At 59.6% G+C, this 16447-nt stretch carries 16 protein-coding genes; 8 read left to right on the top strand and 8 right to left on the bottom strand.

Translation table 11 applies throughout. The features are described 5' to 3' along the window. Positions 1 to 5: 5 nt before the first annotated feature. From ACZZ0A_RS03565 to rpoE, 4 genes are all read right to left on the bottom strand, one after another. The gene (locus ACZZ0A_RS03565) at positions 6 to 1439 is read right to left on the bottom strand and encodes a DegQ family serine endoprotease (RefSeq protein ID WP_463542525.1); all 1434 of its coding nucleotides are present in this window, start codon (positions 1437 to 1439) and stop codon (positions 6 to 8) included. 210 nt (positions 1440 to 1649) lie between these two features. Continuing rightward, entirely contained in the window at positions 1650 to 2615 is a 966-nt protein-coding gene (locus ACZZ0A_RS03560) for a MucB/RseB C-terminal domain-containing protein (RefSeq protein ID WP_007911407.1), read from the bottom strand. An 8-nt stretch (positions 2616 to 2623) separates the two neighbouring features. Beyond that, positions 2624 to 3211 (bottom strand): sigma-E factor negative regulatory protein, encoded by a 588-nt coding sequence (locus ACZZ0A_RS03555; RefSeq protein WP_007911408.1) that lies wholly within the window; start codon positions 3209 to 3211, stop codon positions 2624 to 2626. A gap of 30 nt (positions 3212 to 3241) precedes the next feature. Further along, positions 3242 to 3823, bottom strand: a complete 582-nt coding sequence (gene rpoE, locus ACZZ0A_RS03550; protein ID WP_003172477.1) for an RNA polymerase sigma factor RpoE — start codon at positions 3821 to 3823, stop codon at positions 3242 to 3244. 557 nt (positions 3824 to 4380) lie between these two features. Here rpoE and nadB point away from each other — a divergent pair. Continuing rightward, the gene (gene nadB, locus ACZZ0A_RS03545) at positions 4381 to 5997 is read left to right on the top strand and encodes an L-aspartate oxidase (RefSeq protein ID WP_095113788.1); all 1617 of its coding nucleotides are present in this window, start codon (positions 4381 to 4383) and stop codon (positions 5995 to 5997) included. On the opposite strand, the gene ACZZ0A_RS03540 is transcribed toward nadB, so the two are convergent. Together ACZZ0A_RS03540 and ACZZ0A_RS03535 are read right to left on the bottom strand one after the other, a co-directional pair. Beyond that, positions 5966 to 6418: a protein YgfX gene (locus tag ACZZ0A_RS03540; RefSeq protein WP_095113789.1), complete on the bottom strand. Its 453-nt coding sequence runs from the start codon at positions 6416 to 6418 to the stop codon at positions 5966 to 5968. The two genes, nadB and ACZZ0A_RS03540, sit on opposite strands and share 32 nt — an antisense overlap. Further along, a complete protein-coding gene (locus ACZZ0A_RS03535; protein ID WP_007911418.1) occupies positions 6402 to 6656 on the bottom strand; it encodes an FAD assembly factor SdhE in 255 nt (84 codons plus the stop codon). Before ACZZ0A_RS03535 ends, ACZZ0A_RS03540 begins: the two co-directional genes overlap by 17 nt. 150 nt (positions 6657 to 6806) lie before the next feature. Here ACZZ0A_RS03535 and ygfZ point away from each other — a divergent pair, with 150 nt between their 5' ends. Both ygfZ and ACZZ0A_RS03525 read left to right on the top strand, forming a co-directional pair. Continuing rightward, entirely contained in the window at positions 6807 to 7748 is a 942-nt protein-coding gene (gene ygfZ, locus ACZZ0A_RS03530; RefSeq protein WP_463542524.1) for a CAF17-like 4Fe-4S cluster assembly/insertion protein YgfZ, read from the top strand. Between the two features lie 35 nt (positions 7749 to 7783). Continuing rightward, positions 7784 to 8605 (top strand): HDOD domain-containing protein, encoded by an 822-nt coding sequence (locus ACZZ0A_RS03525; protein ID WP_007911420.1) that lies wholly within the window; start codon positions 7784 to 7786, stop codon positions 8603 to 8605. 106 nt (positions 8606 to 8711) lie between these two features. On the opposite strand, the gene ACZZ0A_RS03520 is transcribed toward ACZZ0A_RS03525, so the two are convergent. Further along, a complete protein-coding gene (locus ACZZ0A_RS03520; RefSeq protein WP_007911421.1) occupies positions 8712 to 10097 on the bottom strand; it encodes a sensor histidine kinase in 1386 nt (461 codons plus the stop codon). Continuing rightward, positions 10090 to 10761, bottom strand: a complete 672-nt coding sequence (locus ACZZ0A_RS03515; protein ID WP_007911422.1) for a response regulator — start codon at positions 10759 to 10761, stop codon at positions 10090 to 10092. Before ACZZ0A_RS03515 ends, ACZZ0A_RS03520 begins: the two co-directional genes overlap by 8 nt. A gap of 236 nt (positions 10762 to 10997) precedes the next feature. Here ACZZ0A_RS03515 and ACZZ0A_RS03510 point away from each other — a divergent pair, with 236 nt between their 5' ends. The 5 genes from ACZZ0A_RS03510 to ACZZ0A_RS03490 are packed head-to-tail and all read left to right on the top strand — an operon-like array spanning position 10998 to position 16379. Next, positions 10998 to 12290, top strand: coding sequence for an OprD family porin (locus ACZZ0A_RS03510; protein ID WP_007911430.1), 1293 nt, complete (start codon positions 10998 to 11000; stop codon positions 12288 to 12290). Positions 12291 to 12343: 53 nt separating this feature from the next. Continuing rightward, complete coding sequence (locus tag ACZZ0A_RS03505; protein ID WP_007911432.1) at positions 12344 to 13321, top strand: Bug family tripartite tricarboxylate transporter substrate binding protein; 978 nt, start codon at positions 12344 to 12346, stop codon at positions 13319 to 13321. Positions 13322 to 13377: 56 nt separating this feature from the next. Then, positions 13378 to 13836: a tripartite tricarboxylate transporter TctB family protein gene (locus ACZZ0A_RS03500; RefSeq protein ID WP_007911434.1), complete on the top strand. Its 459-nt coding sequence runs from the start codon at positions 13378 to 13380 to the stop codon at positions 13834 to 13836. 1 nt (position 13837) lies between these two features. Further along, positions 13838 to 15352 (top strand): tripartite tricarboxylate transporter permease, encoded by a 1515-nt coding sequence (locus tag ACZZ0A_RS03495; protein ID WP_007911435.1) that lies wholly within the window; start codon positions 13838 to 13840, stop codon positions 15350 to 15352. Beyond that, on the top strand, positions 15345 to 16379 hold the full coding sequence (locus ACZZ0A_RS03490) for an AbrB family transcriptional regulator (RefSeq protein ID WP_463542523.1): 1035 nt from the start codon (positions 15345 to 15347) through the stop codon (positions 16377 to 16379). Before ACZZ0A_RS03495 ends, ACZZ0A_RS03490 begins: the two co-directional genes overlap by 8 nt. Positions 16380 to 16447: the final 68 nt, after the last annotated feature.

Here is a 16447-nt window from a genome sequence, read left to right as displayed (position 1 = left end):
CTGGGTTATTCAGCCAGCTTGAAGGTGATGAAGCTGGCGCGACCTTGACGCAGCACGCGCATCGACACCGAGCGGTTCTTCGGCAGCGCTTTGGCGATCTCACCGAACTCCTTGCTGGAGCCGATGGCCTGGTTGTTCAGGTGAGTAATCACGTCACCTGGTTGCAGACCGATCAACGCTGCAGGACCGTCCTGCACTTCCTTGATCACCACACCACCTTTAAGGTCGTAGGTTTTCTTCTGCTCGGCAGTCAGTTCGCCCACGGCAACACCGAGACGGTTGCTGGTGGTTTCAGCGCCAGACTTTGGCAGTGCATCCAGTTCTTTGTCTTCGTCCGGGATCGCGCCAACCGTCAGTTCGACGTTCTTGCGCTTGCCTTCACGAATCACTTCCAGATTGGCTTTGGCGCCAGCCTTCAGCGCGCCGACCAGATGTGGCAGGTCAGCAGACATGACGATCGGCTGGCCGTTCATGCTCAGGATCACGTCACCGACTTGCAGACCGCCCTTGGCTGCCGGGCCGTCATCCTGAATCTGGGCGACCAGCGCGCCGGCCGGTTTATCCAGACCGAACGACTCGGCGAGATCCTTGTTCACTTCCTGGATGACCACGCCCAGCCAGCCACGGCTGACCTTGCCACCGCTCTTCAGTTGGTTGGACACATCCATTGCCACGTCGATAGGAATCGCGAACGATACGCCCATGAAGCCGCCCGAACGGGTGTAGATCTGCGAGTTGATGCCGACCACTTCACCGCTCAGGTTGAACAGCGGACCACCGGAGTTGCCCGGGTTGATCGGCACGTCAGTCTGAATGAACGGCACATAGTTTTCGTTCGGCAGACTACGACCGACGGCACTGACGATGCCTTGGGTCACGGTGTGGTCGAAGCCGAACGGCGAACCGATAGCGACGACCCACTGGCCGGCTTTCAGGTCCTGGGATTTGCCAAGCTTCAATACCGGCAGATCCTTACCTTCGATTTTCAGCAGCGCCACGTCGGAACGTGGGTCGGTGCCGATCAGCTTGGCTTTCATTTCGCTGCGGTCGGCGAGGCGGACGAGAATTTCGTCGGCATCGGCAATCACGTGGTCGTTGGTCAGGATGTAGCCATCCGGAGAGATGATGAAGCCCGAGCCCAGCGACTGCGCTTCACGCTGACGACCACCACCGCCCGGCGAACGCTGTTGAGGCGGCATGCCACGTTCGAAGAACTCGCGCAGCATCGGCGGCAGGCCTTCCAGATCAGGCATCTGCTGGTTCACTTTGCGATCCGGCAGTTTCTGCGTGGTACTGATGTTCACCACGGCTGGCGACGCTTGTTCGACCAATTGGGTGAAGTCAGGCAGATCGGCTGCTTGCGCAGCAGGTACAGCCTGACCGAGCAACAGCACGGTGGCGAAAATGGAGAGATAAGATTTCAAACTTGGTATCGACATACAGCTCCCGTTACGACGAGCAGGGTTAAGCGATATGGAGCAAGGAACACCGGAAACCACCGACCGGCATTTTTGTTCCGGCAACAACAAACAAGGCCAGAGCCGTGAGGCTCTGACCTATAAAAAATTTTCAGGGTATTTGCAAATGAAAATGCTCAGCAAACATTTCATCTACGTCTCGACAAAGAAGTGGTAACGACTGAAATCAGCTCACTGCTTGCTGGTTGCAGTGCCATCGGTATTACGCATCGACAGAGCAATTCGTTCGGCAGTACCAATCGGGATCTCGCCGACCACGGTGACCATCATTTCGCCCTCAGGCGTGGTCAGGCGGCGGGAAACGGCAACGGTCGGGCCCAGCTGTGTCCGCGTGTCAGTGACGGTTTCGCCGTTCAATGGCTCAAGGAAAACCGAAAAACGCGCCAGACCGTCGTCATACAGCAAGCTGTTGACCTGAGTCTTGGTTTCCGGATCTTTGTGCGAAGTACTGCTGGTCAGTTCGAAGCCCGGCGGCAACCATTCAGAGTGCCATACCTGAGCGGCCTTGACCGCCGAAGCCTTGTCGCTGTCCAAAGTAACTGCCTTGCAGTCAGCGTCAGCCTGCAAATCTTTGTCAGACGGGACTTCATCAGTATCAAGACTGGTGAACTGGAAGCGCTCGAGCAACTGCCCCTTGTCGTTTAGCAGTAACGACTTCAGCGGCAAGCCCGTTTTCTTGTCCAGATGCAACTCAAAACCGTAACGATGCTGATCGCGAGGCGTCAGCGAAACAATCACTGCGTCCCGCCCAGCCACACGCGACTTGCCAATGACGGCGAGGTCATACCAGTTTTTCAGCTTTTGCGGATCGAGAGGACGAGCGGCCGAGTTGGGAGAATCCCCCAGACCGGCAATCAGGGTGCCGCTGACGCATTGAGTGTGTCCATCAATGCGCACGACTTCCTGCGCCGAACCATCGAGCTGAAGTAAACGCTCGCGGACCTGGCCATTCTGGACGCGATGCCAGATGTTATGGGTAGAAAAGCTACCGTTACGCTCGTAAACGAATGTGCCGTGAAAGCTTTGCTGCTGCTCGGCCTGGCCCAGACGGGTCAACCAGTCCTGGGCCTCATCAGCGTGGGCTGGAACAATGAACCAGCCACTGAGCAGAAGCGAAAGTAGAGGTATGGCGCGCATGATCCTCCTTAACGGTTTTCCAGGCTTGCAGCACGTGCGTATGGCAACGCGCTTTCAGTACCTTTCAGTGCAGCCTGCTGAGCGTGCTGACGCAGGTAGCCTGGCAGACGCTGATCGTGCCAGCCTGGCTGACCTTGCAGTACGCCGTTGGCCATCGGGCCAGTGGCTTCCGAACTCTCACTATAGCCTGCCAGAACAGCCGGGCCTTTGACCTGTGGGGTCGCCAGAGTTGGCTGATTGGATTGCTGAGCCAGTTCGACACCAGCGATTTCGTCCTGGTTGTACAGGCGAACACCGGCCAGAACGGCAACAGTCACCGAGGCTGCAACAGCCAGACGGCCAAGGTTACGCCATGGGCTGCGCGATACTTTGGCCGGAGCCGTTTCGTCTTCCAGTGCAGCAGACACTGCCGCAGCGATGTCCAGACGTGGCAGCAGCAGATCCTTGTGCATGGCTGCCCGAGCGATCTGGTAACGAGCCCAGGTCTCACGGGTTTCTACGTCGTCCAGTGCATTGAGCACCCGACGCAATTCCAGTTCGTCCGCTTCGTTATCCATCACTGCGGACAGCGATTCCTGCAGGGCTTCACGACTCATGGCGTTCCTCTCTTGGCTGTCGCCGCTGTCTCAGTTTTCCTGCAACAACGGCTGCAGGGCTTTATCGATGGCCTCCCGGGCGCGGAAAATCCGGGAGCGCACGGTACCCACCGGACATTGCATGACGCTCGCAATGTCCTCGTAACTCAGACCATCGAATTCACGTAAAGTTAAAGCTGTACGCAAATCCTCTGGCAGTTGCTGGATGGTTCGATGGACGGTGCCTTCGATCTCATCCCGCAGCAGTGCACGTTCTGGTGATTCGAGATCCTTGAGGCCGTGATCGCCATCGTAGAACTCTGCATCCTCGGAACTTACATCGCTGTCCGGCGGCCGACGGCCGCGTGAAACCAGGTAATTCTTCGCCGTGTTAATGGCAATACGGTACAGCCACGTATAAAACGCACTGTCGCCGCGAAAGTTTCCAAGTGCTCGATACGCCTTGATAAAGGCTTCCTGAGCCACGTCCTGGGCTTCATGGGTGTCGTGCACGAAACGCACGATCAACCCGAGAATCTTGTGCTGATATTTCAGCACCAACAGATCGAAAGCTCGCTTGTCGCCGCGTTGAACGCGCTCGACCAGCTGCTGATCCTCTTCCTGGGTTAGCATGAACACTCCTCGATAAGCCCGAAGGAGACTTGCATAACTAAACGACCAGACTTGCAAACATAGACTCGGGCTTTTCGCAAAAGTTCTCCCCCTCCAGGCAAGTTTCCTGCGGGCTCTGATTTGGCACGCACGAAAAACGCAGCTCGGGATAAACCGGCTGCGCGAATAATCTTGTCATCGGTTTCGCCGGCAGGAATCCAACCGCGGATTCCGCACTGAAGCCGACACTGTCCCTTATCTCTGGCACCGACTATTGATCTTGGGCCTTTGGCAAAAGTTCCAATTATTTATAGCCGTCGCCACCCGACATTGGGCGACTCTGTGCAGAAAACGTCTGTTTCAGCGCCGATACAGTCGCCTTTCCCCCAAACAGGGAAAAAAAACTTCCGACGAAGCACACCTTTTTCCCGTCACAGTAGTTTCACAATGCCATATCGGCCCGGCTATTGTGCCGTCCCCCCCCTCTATATACTAGTGGGCTGTGTGGCTGTCTTGACTTGCCGATCCAGCTGTCTTGCGCCACCCCCGACCCGGGTCGCTTTGAGCGGAATCCTGTAATGAGCCAACAATTCCAACACGATGTTCTGGTCATAGGCAGCGGTGCTGCCGGTTTGAGTCTCGCGCTGACCCTGCCAGGTCATTTGCGCATTGCCGTATTGAGCAAAGGTGATCTCGCCAACGGTTCAACTTTCTGGGCCCAGGGTGGCGTCGCCGCCGTGCTCGATGACACTGATACTGTCGAATCCCATGTAGACGACACCCTGAACGCCGGCGGCGGGCTGTGCCATGAAGACGCCGTGCGCTTCACTGTGGAGCACAGCCGCGAAGCCATCCAGTGGCTGATCGATCAAGGCGTCCCCTTCACCCGCGACGATCAGTCAGGTACTGAAGACGGCGGGTTCGAGTTCCATTTGACCCGAGAGGGCGGCCACAGCCATCGGCGCATCATCCACGCCGCTGATGCTACCGGCGCGGCCATTTTCAAAACCTTGCTGGCCCAGGCCAAAGAGCGTTCGAACATCGAGCTCCTGGAGCAGCGGGTTGCTGTCGATCTGATCACCGAACGACGTTTGGGCATGGACGGCGAGCGCTGCCTCGGCGCCTACGTACTAAATCGAAAAACCGGCGAAGTCGACACCTACGGTGCACGCTTCGTGATTCTGGCCTCCGGCGGTGCCGCCAAGGTCTACCTCTATACCAGCAACCCCGACGGCGCTTGCGGTGATGGCATCGCCATGGCCTGGCGTTCGGGTTGCCGGGTGGCGAACCTGGAATTCAACCAGTTCCACCCGACCTGCCTGTATCACCCGCAGGCCAAGAGTTTTCTGATCACCGAAGCCCTGCGTGGCGAAGGCGCGCATTTGAAGTTGCCCAATGGCGAACGCTTCATGTATCGCTTCGACAAACGCGCCGAACTGGCACCGCGCGACATCGTCGCCCGGGCCATCGACCACGAAATGAAGCGCCTGGGTGTCGACTGCGTCTATCTCGATATCAGCCACAAGCCCGAAGACTTCATCAAGACGCACTTCCCCACTGTTTATGAGCGCTGCCTCGGATTTGGCATCGACATCACCAAACAACCAATTCCCGTCGTACCGGCGGCGCACTACACCTGCGGTGGCGTGATGGTCGATCAACATGGCCGCACCGACGTGCCGGGCCTGTACGCGATCGGCGAAACCAGTTTCACCGGCCTGCACGGCGCCAACCGCATGGCCAGTAATTCGCTGCTGGAATGTTTCGTCTATGCCCGTTCGGCAGCAGCCGACATTCTCGCGCAACTGGACGATATCACCGCGCCAAACGCCCTGCCCGTCTGGGACGCCAGCCAGGTCACCGACTCGGACGAGGATGTGATCATCGCGCACAACTGGGATGAACTGCGGCGGTTCATGTGGGACTACGTCGGTATCGTGCGCACCAACAAGCGCCTGCAACGGGCGCAACACCGTGTGCGCCTGCTGCTGGACGAGATCGACGAGTTCTACAGCAACTATAAAGTCAGCCGCGATCTGATCGAGTTGCGCAATCTGGCGCAAGTCGCCGAACTGATGATCTGCTCAGCCATGGAACGCAAGGAGAGTCGCGGCCTGCATTACACCCTCGACTATCCTGATCTGCTGCCCGAGGCACTCGACACTATTCTGGTGCCGCCCACCTACGCCGGCTGAACTTGAGCCGTACTCGCAGGCGTCGGTGCAGATCCGCCGCCTGCGAGTCCCGGGGCACACAGATCGATCTGACCCGCCACTCGCCGCGCAGGCGAAAACGCAGAACCACGATCAATGGCAGCGCGAGGCTGTCCTGGCGCAACTGCACCGACTGCCAACCATCAGCCTGATTCCACAACTGCCAGCCATCGACGTCCCGGCGCAATCCGCGAAAAGCCCGACGGTGATTCAGCAGAATCTGCCGAGGCAACACCCAGACGCCATGAAGCAGGCAGGCGAAAGCCCCGAGCAGACTGGCCCAGAGTGGAATCGATAGCAGAAACAATGCACCCAGTGCGAACGCCTGGGCCAGCAGATACGCCGCCAGCAACTGCCGTGAGGCATGCCAGCGGCATTCGAACGTGTTACTTGGGCTGGACACGGTCCAGGATCATGCGAACCATGCGCTGCAGTTCCGGATCTTCAGACTCGCTGCGCTCCATGAACCAACCGAACATGTCCTGATCCTCGCACGTCAGCAGACGGACATACAGATCGCGATCCACCTGGTTCAACGTCGCGTAAACCTCCTGCACGAACGGCACCAGCAACACGTCAAGCTCAAGCATGCCGCGACGGCTGTGCCAAAAGAGGCGATTCAGTTCAACTTGTTCGACCATGGAGCCCTCCTCAAATTTGGCGGCAAGTATACAGCCCCGAGACAGGTCGCACAGTCGGCTTTGGTCGGGGACCACCGATCCTTTATCAACTACCCATTTCAACAACGCGCCCTTATGATGTGCCCCAGTCTATTTACCCTGCGATGACCCATGGCCGATTCTGCTTTTTTCTGCACCCTGTCTCATGAAGGCGTTCTCGCGGTTCGCGGCGCGGATGCCGGAAAATTCCTGCAAGGCCAGTTGACCTGCAACCTCAATTACCTCAGCGACACTCGCGCCAGCCTCGGCGCCCGCTGCACGCAGAAAGGCCGGATGCAGTCGAGCTTCCGCATTCTGCTCGAAGGTGACGGCGTGGTTCTGGCGATGGCCAGCGAGCTGCTGGAGCCGCAACTGGCGGACCTGAAAAAATACGCGGTGTTCTCCAAATCGAAACTGACCGACGAAAGTGCCGCTTGGGTACGTTTTGGCCTGGAGCATGGCGATAACGCCTTGACCAGCCTCGGTCTGGACCTGCCGGAGGAAACCGACAGCGTTGTGCGTAATGAGGGTCTGATCGCGATTCGCGTCTCGCCGGATCGCGCCGAACTCTGGGCACCGGCCAATCAGGCTGACGCGATCAAAGCCAAATTGTCCTCAGCCCTGCCTGAAGCCGAGCTGAATCAATGGCTGCTGGGCCAGATTCGTGCCGGTATCGGTCAGGTCATGCCAAGTACCCGCGAGCTGTTCATCCCGCAAATGCTCAACCTGCAAGCCGTTGGCGGCGTGAGTTTCAAGAAAGGCTGCTACACCGGCCAGGAAATCGTCGCGCGCATGCAGTACCTGGGCAAACTCAAGCGTCGTCTGTACCGCTTGAGCCTGGACGCTGCTGACCTGCCAGAACCTGGCACACAACTGTTTGCACCAAGCCACAACAGCTCCATCGGCGAAGTGGTGCTGGCCGCCAAGGCCGGGCAAAACATTGAACTCCTGGCGGTGCTGCAGGCCGAAGCTGCCGAAGCCGGTGATTTGCATCTGGGCACCCTCGAAGGTCCCGCGCTGCATCTGCTCGACCTGCCTTACGAACTGGATCGCGACCGCGAAATCCAGCGCTGATCGCAGCATTTGTTGCAACACCCTAGAGAGTTTAAATGAGCGAACTGGCGGAAAAAGTCCAACAGGATTTGGTTGAGGCCATCGATAACGATGACCTGGTTCTGCCCACGTTGCCGGAAGTGGCCCTGCAGATTCGCAAGGCCGCTGAAGACCCGGAAATCAGCGTCAGCGACCTGAGCAAAGTCATCGGCCGTGACACGGCGCTGTCAGCGCGCCTGATCAAAGTGGTCAACAGCCCGCTGCTGCGCGCCGCACAGGAAGTCACCGACCTGCACACCGCCATCACCCGGCTGGGCATCAACTACAGCAGCAACCTGGCGATCGGTCTGGTAATGGAGCAGATCTTCCACGCCCGCTCCGAAGTGGTCGAACAGAAGATGCGCGAAGTCTGGCGCAAGAGCCTGGAAATTGCCGGGGTCAGTTACGCGTTGTGCCGCCGCTACACACAACTCAAACCCGATCAGGCAGCGCTCGGCGGGCTGGTGCATCAGATCGGCGTGTTGCCGATTCTGACTTACGCCGAAGATCACTATGAGCTGCTGTCGGATCCGGTCAGCCTCAACCATGTGATCGATCACATTCATCCGTTGCTGGGCGACAAGCTCCTGCGGGTCTGGGAGTTTCCGGAACGTCTGGTGGAGTTGCCGGGGCGCTATCAGGACTTCAAGCGCGATTCGACGGCCATCGATTACGTCGATCTGGTGCAAGTGGCGAGCCTGTATTGCCACAAGGACACTGATCATCCGTTTGCGCGGATTGATCCAATGACAGTTCCGGCGTTCAGGAAGCTAGGGATCGACCAGGAGAACAAGGAACTGTGCGCGGATCTGGAAGAGTCGCGGACGATGTTTTACTGATCCGAGACCGAGGCGCGCCCTTCGTGAGCAGGCTCGCTCCCACAGGAAAATGCATTCCAGAGTGGGAGCGAGCCTGCTCGCGAAGGGGCCAGCAAAACCACCACAATCACCCGGCTATAAAACTGACCCGCACCTTCAACCCCGCCTGCTCGCCATCATGCAAGCTGATCTGGGCCAGATGCGCTCGACAGATCTCACCGACGATTGCCAGCCCCAGCCCTGAGCCCGCCACCTGCTGATTACGTCGGTAGAACCGCTCGAACACGCGATCGCGATCCTCCAGCGGAATACCCGGCCCGTCATCTTCAACCTCAAGTACCGCCGGCGCGGTCACCCGTAGAATCACGTTGCCGCCCGGTGGGGTATGCGCCAAGGCGTTGTCCACCAGATTGCTCAGCAACTCGTTCAGCAACGTCGGCTCACCGCGCAGCCAGACCGGTTCGTCCGCCTCCAGCGCCAGTGCCACCCCGCGTTTGTGCGCCAGCGGTGCCATGGCCATGCCAAGTTCCCGGGCCAACTGACTCAGATCGAGCAACTGCGCGCCGCCCTCGGCAATCGCTCGGGCGCCGTTTTCAACGCGTGCCAGCGACAGCAACTGATTGGCCAGATGAGTCAGGCGATCAGTGCTTTGTGCCGAAGACTCCAGCGTCGAACGCCAGACTTCCGCATCGTTGGAGCGCAGGCCCAACTCAAGCCGCGCCTTCAGCGCTGCCAAAGGCGTACGCAACTCATGGGCCGCATCGGCGATGAACTGCGCCTGCCGTTCAAACTGCCCACGCAGGCGCTCGGTGAAATGATTAAGTCCACGCACCAGCGGCCATAGTTCATGCTGCACTTCGACCAATGGCAACGGACGCAAGTCGTCGGGCTGACGCTCTTCCACCGCCGTGCGCAGGCGCTCCAATGGGCGCAGTGCCGCACTGACCGCGAACCAGACCAACAACAACGCGCCGATCGCCAGCATGCCCAATCGCAGCAAAGTATCAGCCGCCAGACTGCGCGCCATGCTCACCCGTGCCTCATCGGTTTCGGCGACGCGGATTTCCGCCATGCCGTTCATGTTCGGTTCGGTCACTGCTTTAAGCAGGCTGACCACGCGCACGTTTTGCCCTTTGTAGGTGGCGTTGTAGAAACGCGCCAACGCGGGATAACTGTCGGTGCGTGGTGTCCCCGGTGGCGGCCCGGGCAGGTTTTCGTAGCCGGAAATCAGCTTCTGATGGATGTCATTGACCTGATAGTAAATCCGCCCGGCGCTGTCATAAGCGAAAGTGTCGAGTGCCACGTAAGGCACATCGGCGCTCAATGTGCCGTCACGTTGCGACAGGCCTGCGGCGATGGTTCGCGCCGAGGCCAGCAGCGTGCGGTCGTAGGCGGTGTCGGCGGCTTCGCGACCATTCCAGTAGGCACTCAAGCCGCTGGCGAGCATCAGCACCACCAGCAGCAATGCAAGGTTCCACAGCAAGCGCCAGCGCAGGCTGCTGGGCTTATGCATCGCGGCTTTCCAGTAGATACCCCAGACCACGGAACGTCACGATCGCCACCGGTTGGCCGTCGAGTTTCTTGCGCAAGCGGTGCACGTAGATTTCGATGGCATCGGGGCTGGCCTCTTCGTCGAGACCGAACACCTGGGAGGCCAGTTGCTCCTTGCTCATCACCCGCCCCGGCCGGGCAATCAGCGCTTCCAGCACCGCTTGCTCGCGGGACGTCAACGTCAGCAATTCTTCGCCAAGGGTGAAACGTCGGGTGTCGAGGTCGTAGGCCAGCACGCCACAGCGCTGCTGGCGTTCGCCACCGAGCACACTGCGACGCAGCAAGGCTTTGACCCGCGCTTCCAGTTCGGTCAGTTCGAACGGTTTGGCGAGGTAATCGTCGGCGCCCAGATTGAGGCCGTGGACGCGATCCTTCACATCGCTACGCGCCGTCAGCATCAACACCGGCAGATTTTTTCCACGTGCCCGCAACCGCGCGAGGACCTCGAAACCGTCCATGCGTGGCAGGCCGACATCGAGGATCGCCACGGCGTATTCCTCACTGCCCAGCGCCAGATCGGCGGCCACGCCATCGTGCAACACATCCACGGTCAGACCGGTGCTCTTGAGCGCCTGCGCAACGCTTTCGGCCAATTGCAGATGGTCTTCGACGAGCAGAACACGCATGGATTTTTACCTCATTGAGTGATGGCCAACGCCACGCTTTGCCGCGGAGTTTACAGCCGCAACCGCCGCTGTGAAGCCCGAAAACCTTGAAAGTCTGCTGAAAGGTTAGCGAAAGGTTAGCTGGTTAGAGTCGGCCCACGGACAGTTCCGACTGCCGTCGCTGATGCCACACAGCGCAACGAAAAACGCCTCGAAGCGTTTTCGACCAATAAGAACAATAAACGGAGTACACCCGCATGCCGTCCATGCAGCCTCAGGCGTCCACGCCTGTTCGCCCTTCCCGTTTCAGCCACACCGCCCTCGTCAGTGCCGCCGCTCTTGCCGGTTTTTCGCCGTTGAGTTTTGCCGACTTCATTGAAGACAGCAGCGCCACCTTCGAAACCCGCAACATGTATTTCAACCGCGACTTTCGCGATGGCACCAGTGCCCAGCAGTCCAAGCGTGACGAATGGGCTCAAGGCTTCATGCTCAATCTGCAATCGGGATACACCGATGGCACCGTCGGGTTCGGTGTCGATGCGTTAGGCATGCTTGGCGTCAAACTTGATTCGAGTCCGGACCGCACCGGCACCGGCCTGCTGCCGACCCACGATGATGGGCGCGCGGCTGACGAATACTCGAAAGTCGGCCTGACCGGAAAAGTGAAAATTTCTGCCACCGAACTTAAAATCGGCAGCCTGATTCCCGAACTGCCGATCCTCAAACCGAATGACGGACGCATTCTGCCGCAGACCTTTGAAGGCGGTTTACTGACCTCCAAAGAGATCAAGAACCTGACGTTCACCGGTGGCCGTCTGGAGAAAGCCAAGGATCGCGACAGCACCGATTTCGAGGACATCGCCCTCAATAACAAGAACAGCCGTTTTGCCGGCACCGCCGCCGGCAAGCACTTCGATTTTGGCGGCGTGGATTACAAGTTCACCGACAAGATCACCGGCAGTTACCACTTCGCTCAACTCGACGAAGTCTATAACCAGCACTTCTTCGGCCTGGTCGCCTCACGGCCAATGGGCCCGGGCACGTTTGCCACTGACCTGCGTTTCGCCGTCAGCGATGACCAAGGCGCAGCCCGTGGCGGCGAGATCGACAACCGCTCGCTCAACGGCCTGGTCAGCTATGCGCTGAGCGGGCACAAGTTCAGCGCCGGTTATCAGCACATGTCCGGCGACAGCGCCTTCCCGTATGTCGATGGCAGCGACCCGTATCTGGTCAACTTCGTGCAGATCAACGATTTCGCCGGCGCAGAAGAACGCTCCTGGCAGGCTCGCTACGACTTTGACTTCGCCAAGCTCGGCATTCCAGGCCTGAGCTTCATGAGCCGCTACTTGAGCGGTGACAACATCAAGCTCAAGAACGGCGAAGAAGGCAAAGAGTGGGAACGCAACACCGAGATCAAATATGTAGTACAAAGCGGCGCCTTGAAGGATGTCGCCGTGCGTTTGCGTAATGCCACTTACCGCTCCAACTACTCGGCTCGCGATGCAGACGAAGTGCGTTTGCTGGTGAGCTACAGCGTTGCGTTGTGGTAATGGCCGGCTGAAGAAAAACACGTCGAATAACAACAATGCCCGTGGAGAATCGAATGAACCTGTCACTGCGTAAAGTTGCACTGGCCGCCAGTTGCATCCTGTTTGCCGGCCAACTGATGGCTGAACCGAAACGTCCGGAATGTATCGCCCCGGCCTCCCCCGGCGGTGGTTTCGACCTGACCTGCAAACTGGTGCAGAGCGCACTGGTCAACGAAAAACTGCTGACCAAACCGATGCGCGTCACCTACATGCCCGGCGGTGTCGGCGCGGTGGCATACAACGCCGTGGTCGCTCAGCGCCCTGCCGATGCCGGCACGCTGGTGGCGTGGTCGAGCGGTTCGTTGCTGAACCTGGCCCAAGGCAAGTTCGGGCGCTTCGATGAAACCAACGTGCGCTGGCTGGCAGCGGTTGGCACCAGCTACGGCGCCATCGCGGTGAAAAGCGATTCGCCCTACAAGACCCTCGACGATCTCGTTCAGGCTCTGAAGAAAGATCCAAGCTCGGTGGTGATCGGTTCCGGCGGCACCGTCGGCAGCCAGGACTGGATGCAAACCGCCCTGATCGCCAAGGCTGCCGGGATCAACCCGCGTGACCTGCGTTACGTCGCCCTCGAAGGTGGCGGCGAAATCGCTACCGCCCTGCTCGGCGGACACATCCAGGTCGGCAGTACCGACATCTCCGACTCCATGCCGCACATCCAGAGCGGTGACATGCGTCTGCTCGCAGTGTTCGCCGACAAGCGTCTCGACGAGCCGGAAATGAAAGACATCCCGACCGCGCGCGAGCAAGGCTACGACATCGTCTGGCCGGTAGTGCGCGGCTTCTACCTGGGGCCAAAAGTCAGCGACGAAGATTACGCCTGGTGGAAAGACTCGTTCGACAAACTGCTGGCCTCGCCGGAGTTCGCCAAGCTGCGCGATCAGCGTGAACTGTTCCCGTTCGCCATGACTGGCCCGGAACTGGACACCTACGTGAAGAAGCAGGTCGCTGACTACAAAGTGCTGGCCAAAGAGTTCGGCCTGATCCAGTGATCGTCCCTGTCTAGCGGCTGCGTTCCCGCTGACGGGGACGCAGCACAGGAGCTCCCATGCTTATTCAACGCATTTTCGCCTCCGTGTTGTTGCTGGTTTGCGCCGGCCTGGCATTGATGGCGTGGCCGTACCAAGCGGCTTTTTCCTACGAACCGGTGGGCCCGCGCGCCTTCCCTCTGCTGATGCTCGGCCTGATGGGCGCGGCGCTGCTGTACATGGTGTTCCGTCCGGCGCCGATCAAACACAGTGAAGACGAGCCGCCACTGGATCGCGAAACCCTGACCAAGATCGCTATTTGCGTCGCACTGCTGCTGGTGTTCGCCGGCCTCTTCGAACCGCTGGGTTTCATCCTCAGCAGCATCCTCATCGGCATTCCGATGGCGCGCCTGTATGGCGGTCGCTGGATGCCGAGCATCGTGGTGACGACGCTGATGGCCATCGGTCTGTACCTGCTGTTCGACCGTGTGATGGACGTTCCGCTGCCCCTTGGCCTGCTCGACGTGCTGGAGAACTGATATGGATACCCTCGGTTATTTGGGTCAAGGCTTCGGCGTCGCGCTGAGCCCGTACAACCTGGTCACGGCCCTGACTGGCACACTGATCGGCACTGTCGTCGGCCTGCTGCCGGGCCTCGGTCCGATCAACGGCGTGGCACTGCTGATTCCGATTGCCTTCGCCCTCGGCCTGCCGCCGGAGTCGGCGTTGATCCTGCTCGCGGCGGTATATCTGGGCTGCGAATACGGTGGGCGGATCAGCTCGATTCTGCTGAACATTCCGGGCGAAGCGTCGACCGTGATGACCACCCTCGACGGCTACCCGATGGCCCGCAAAGGTCTGGCCGGTGTAGCGCTGTCGCTGTCGGCGTGGAGTTCGTTTATCGGCGCGTTTATCGCCACCTGCGGCATGGTGTTGTTCGCGCCGCTGCTGGCGAAATGGGCGATTGCCTTTGGTCCGGCGGAATACTTCGTGCTGATGGTGTTTGCGATTGTCTGTCTCGGCGGCATGGCCGGTGATCGACCGTTGAAAACCTTTATCGCGGCGTTGATCGGCCTGTTCCTGTCGAGCGTCGGCATCGACGCCAACAGCGGCGTTTACCGCTTTACCGGTGACAACATTCACCTGACTGACGGCATTCAATTCGTCGTGCTGGTGTTGGGCCTGTTCTCGGTCAGTGAAATTCTGTTGCTGCTGGAGAAAACCCATCGCGGCCAGGAAGCAGTGAAAGCTACCGGCCGGATGATGTTCAACTTCAAGGAAGCGTCTTCGGTGTTCGTAGTGAACATCCGTTGCGGCCTGCTCGGTTTCATCATGGGCGTATTGCCGGGTGCCGGCGCGACGCTGGCCAGTGCCGTGGCCTACATGACCGAAAAACGCATCGCCGGCGCCAGCGGCAAATTCGGTCAGGGTGATGCCCGTGGCCTCGCCGCGCCGGAAACCGCCATTGGCGCGTCGGCCTGCGGTGCGCTGGTGCCAATGCTGACGCTGGGCGTGCCAGGTTCGGGCACCACGGCGGTGATGATCGGCGCGCTGTCGCTGTACAACATCACCCCGGGCCCGCTGCTGTTCCAGCAACAACCGGACATCGTCTGGGGCCTGATCGCCTCGCTGTTCATCGCCAACATCATGCTGGTGATCCTCAACATTCCGATGATCCGCATCTTCACCCGCATCCTCGCGGTGCCGAACTGGGCACTGGTGCCGGTGATCGCGATCATTACCGGGATCGGCGTCTACGCGGTGCACGCCACCACGTTCGACCTGTTCCTGATGGTCGGCATCGGTATCTTCGGCTACATCCTGCGCAAACTCGACTTCCCGTTGTCGCCAGTGCTGCTGGGCTTCATCCTCGGTGGTCTGATGGAGCAGAACCTGCGTCGTGCGCTGTCGATTTCCAACGGTGCGCTGGAGATCCTCTGGTCGAGCCCGATCACCTTCGGTGTCTGGGTGCTGACCGCGATCATGCTGCTGATGCCGCTGCTGCGCATCTGGCGCAAACGTTCGGTCGCGCGTCGCGCCATCGCCGATGTTTGATCGCGCCTCACTGAAATCCTGGTGGGGAACCCCGCTGGTCGGTCTGCTCGGCGGTTATCTCGCCAGTCAGATCGGCTGGCCACTGCCGTGGATGGTCGGCTCGTTGCTGGCGATCATCCTCGTGCGCTGCCTGACCCCGTGGCAACTCACGGAAATCCCTGGCGGCCGCAAGTGCGGCCAGTGGATTGTCGGCATTGGCATCGGCCTGCACTTCACCCCGGTGGTGATGGAACAGGTGCTCAGTCATTTCGGATTGATCTTCTTCGGCGCGCTGGTCACCAGCCTGTCGGCGGTGGTCGGTGTGTGGTTGATGCGCCGTACTGGCGAGGATCGCGCCACGGCGTTTTTTTCCAGCATGCCGGGGGGGTCGGGGGAGATGGTCAACCTCGGCGCGCGCAACGGCGCGATGCTCAGTCATGTTGCGGCGGGGCAGAGTTTGCGCGTGCTGGTGGTGGTGCTGTGCGTGCCGGCGGCGTTCAAGTATTTGCTTGGCGATGGCACACCGATTTCTCATGCCGGCAGCGTCGATTGGCGCTGGCTGGCGTTTCTATTTCCGGCGGGTGGTTTGCTTGCGTGGCTCTGGCAGCGTTTGCGCCAACCCAATCCGTGGTTGTTCGGGCCGTTGCTGGTGAGTGCGGCGGTGAGCATTGGCTGGGATCTGCACATTGGCTTGCCCAATGGCGGCAGTCAGATTGGCCAGTGGTTGATTGGCAGCGGTTTGGGTTGCCACTTCAATCGGCAGTTTTTCCGTCGCGCGCCATCCTTTATGGGGCGGACGTTGATTGGCACGGCGTTGACCATGTTGATCGCCTCACTGGCGGCGTTGGGCTTGAGCGCGCTCACTCATCTGGATCTGCGTTCACTGACGCTGGGCATGATGCCTGGCGGCATCGCCGAAATGAGCCTGACGGCGGAGACGCTGCAACTGTCTGTGCCGCTGGTGACAGCGATGCAGGTGATGCGGTTGCTGTTTGTGCTGTTTCTGGCGGAGCCATTGTTCAAATACTGGAATCGTAATCCCGAGTAAGACCGAGTTGCCCCCATCGCGAGCAGGCTCACTCCTACAGGGGAGCGCATTTCAACTGTAGGAGTGAG

The sequence above is a fragment of the Pseudomonas sp. AC242 genome, from assembly GCF_979258655.1.
Note: the sequence above shows the minus strand (reverse complement) of the source record. Positions and strands in the feature narration are given on the sequence as shown.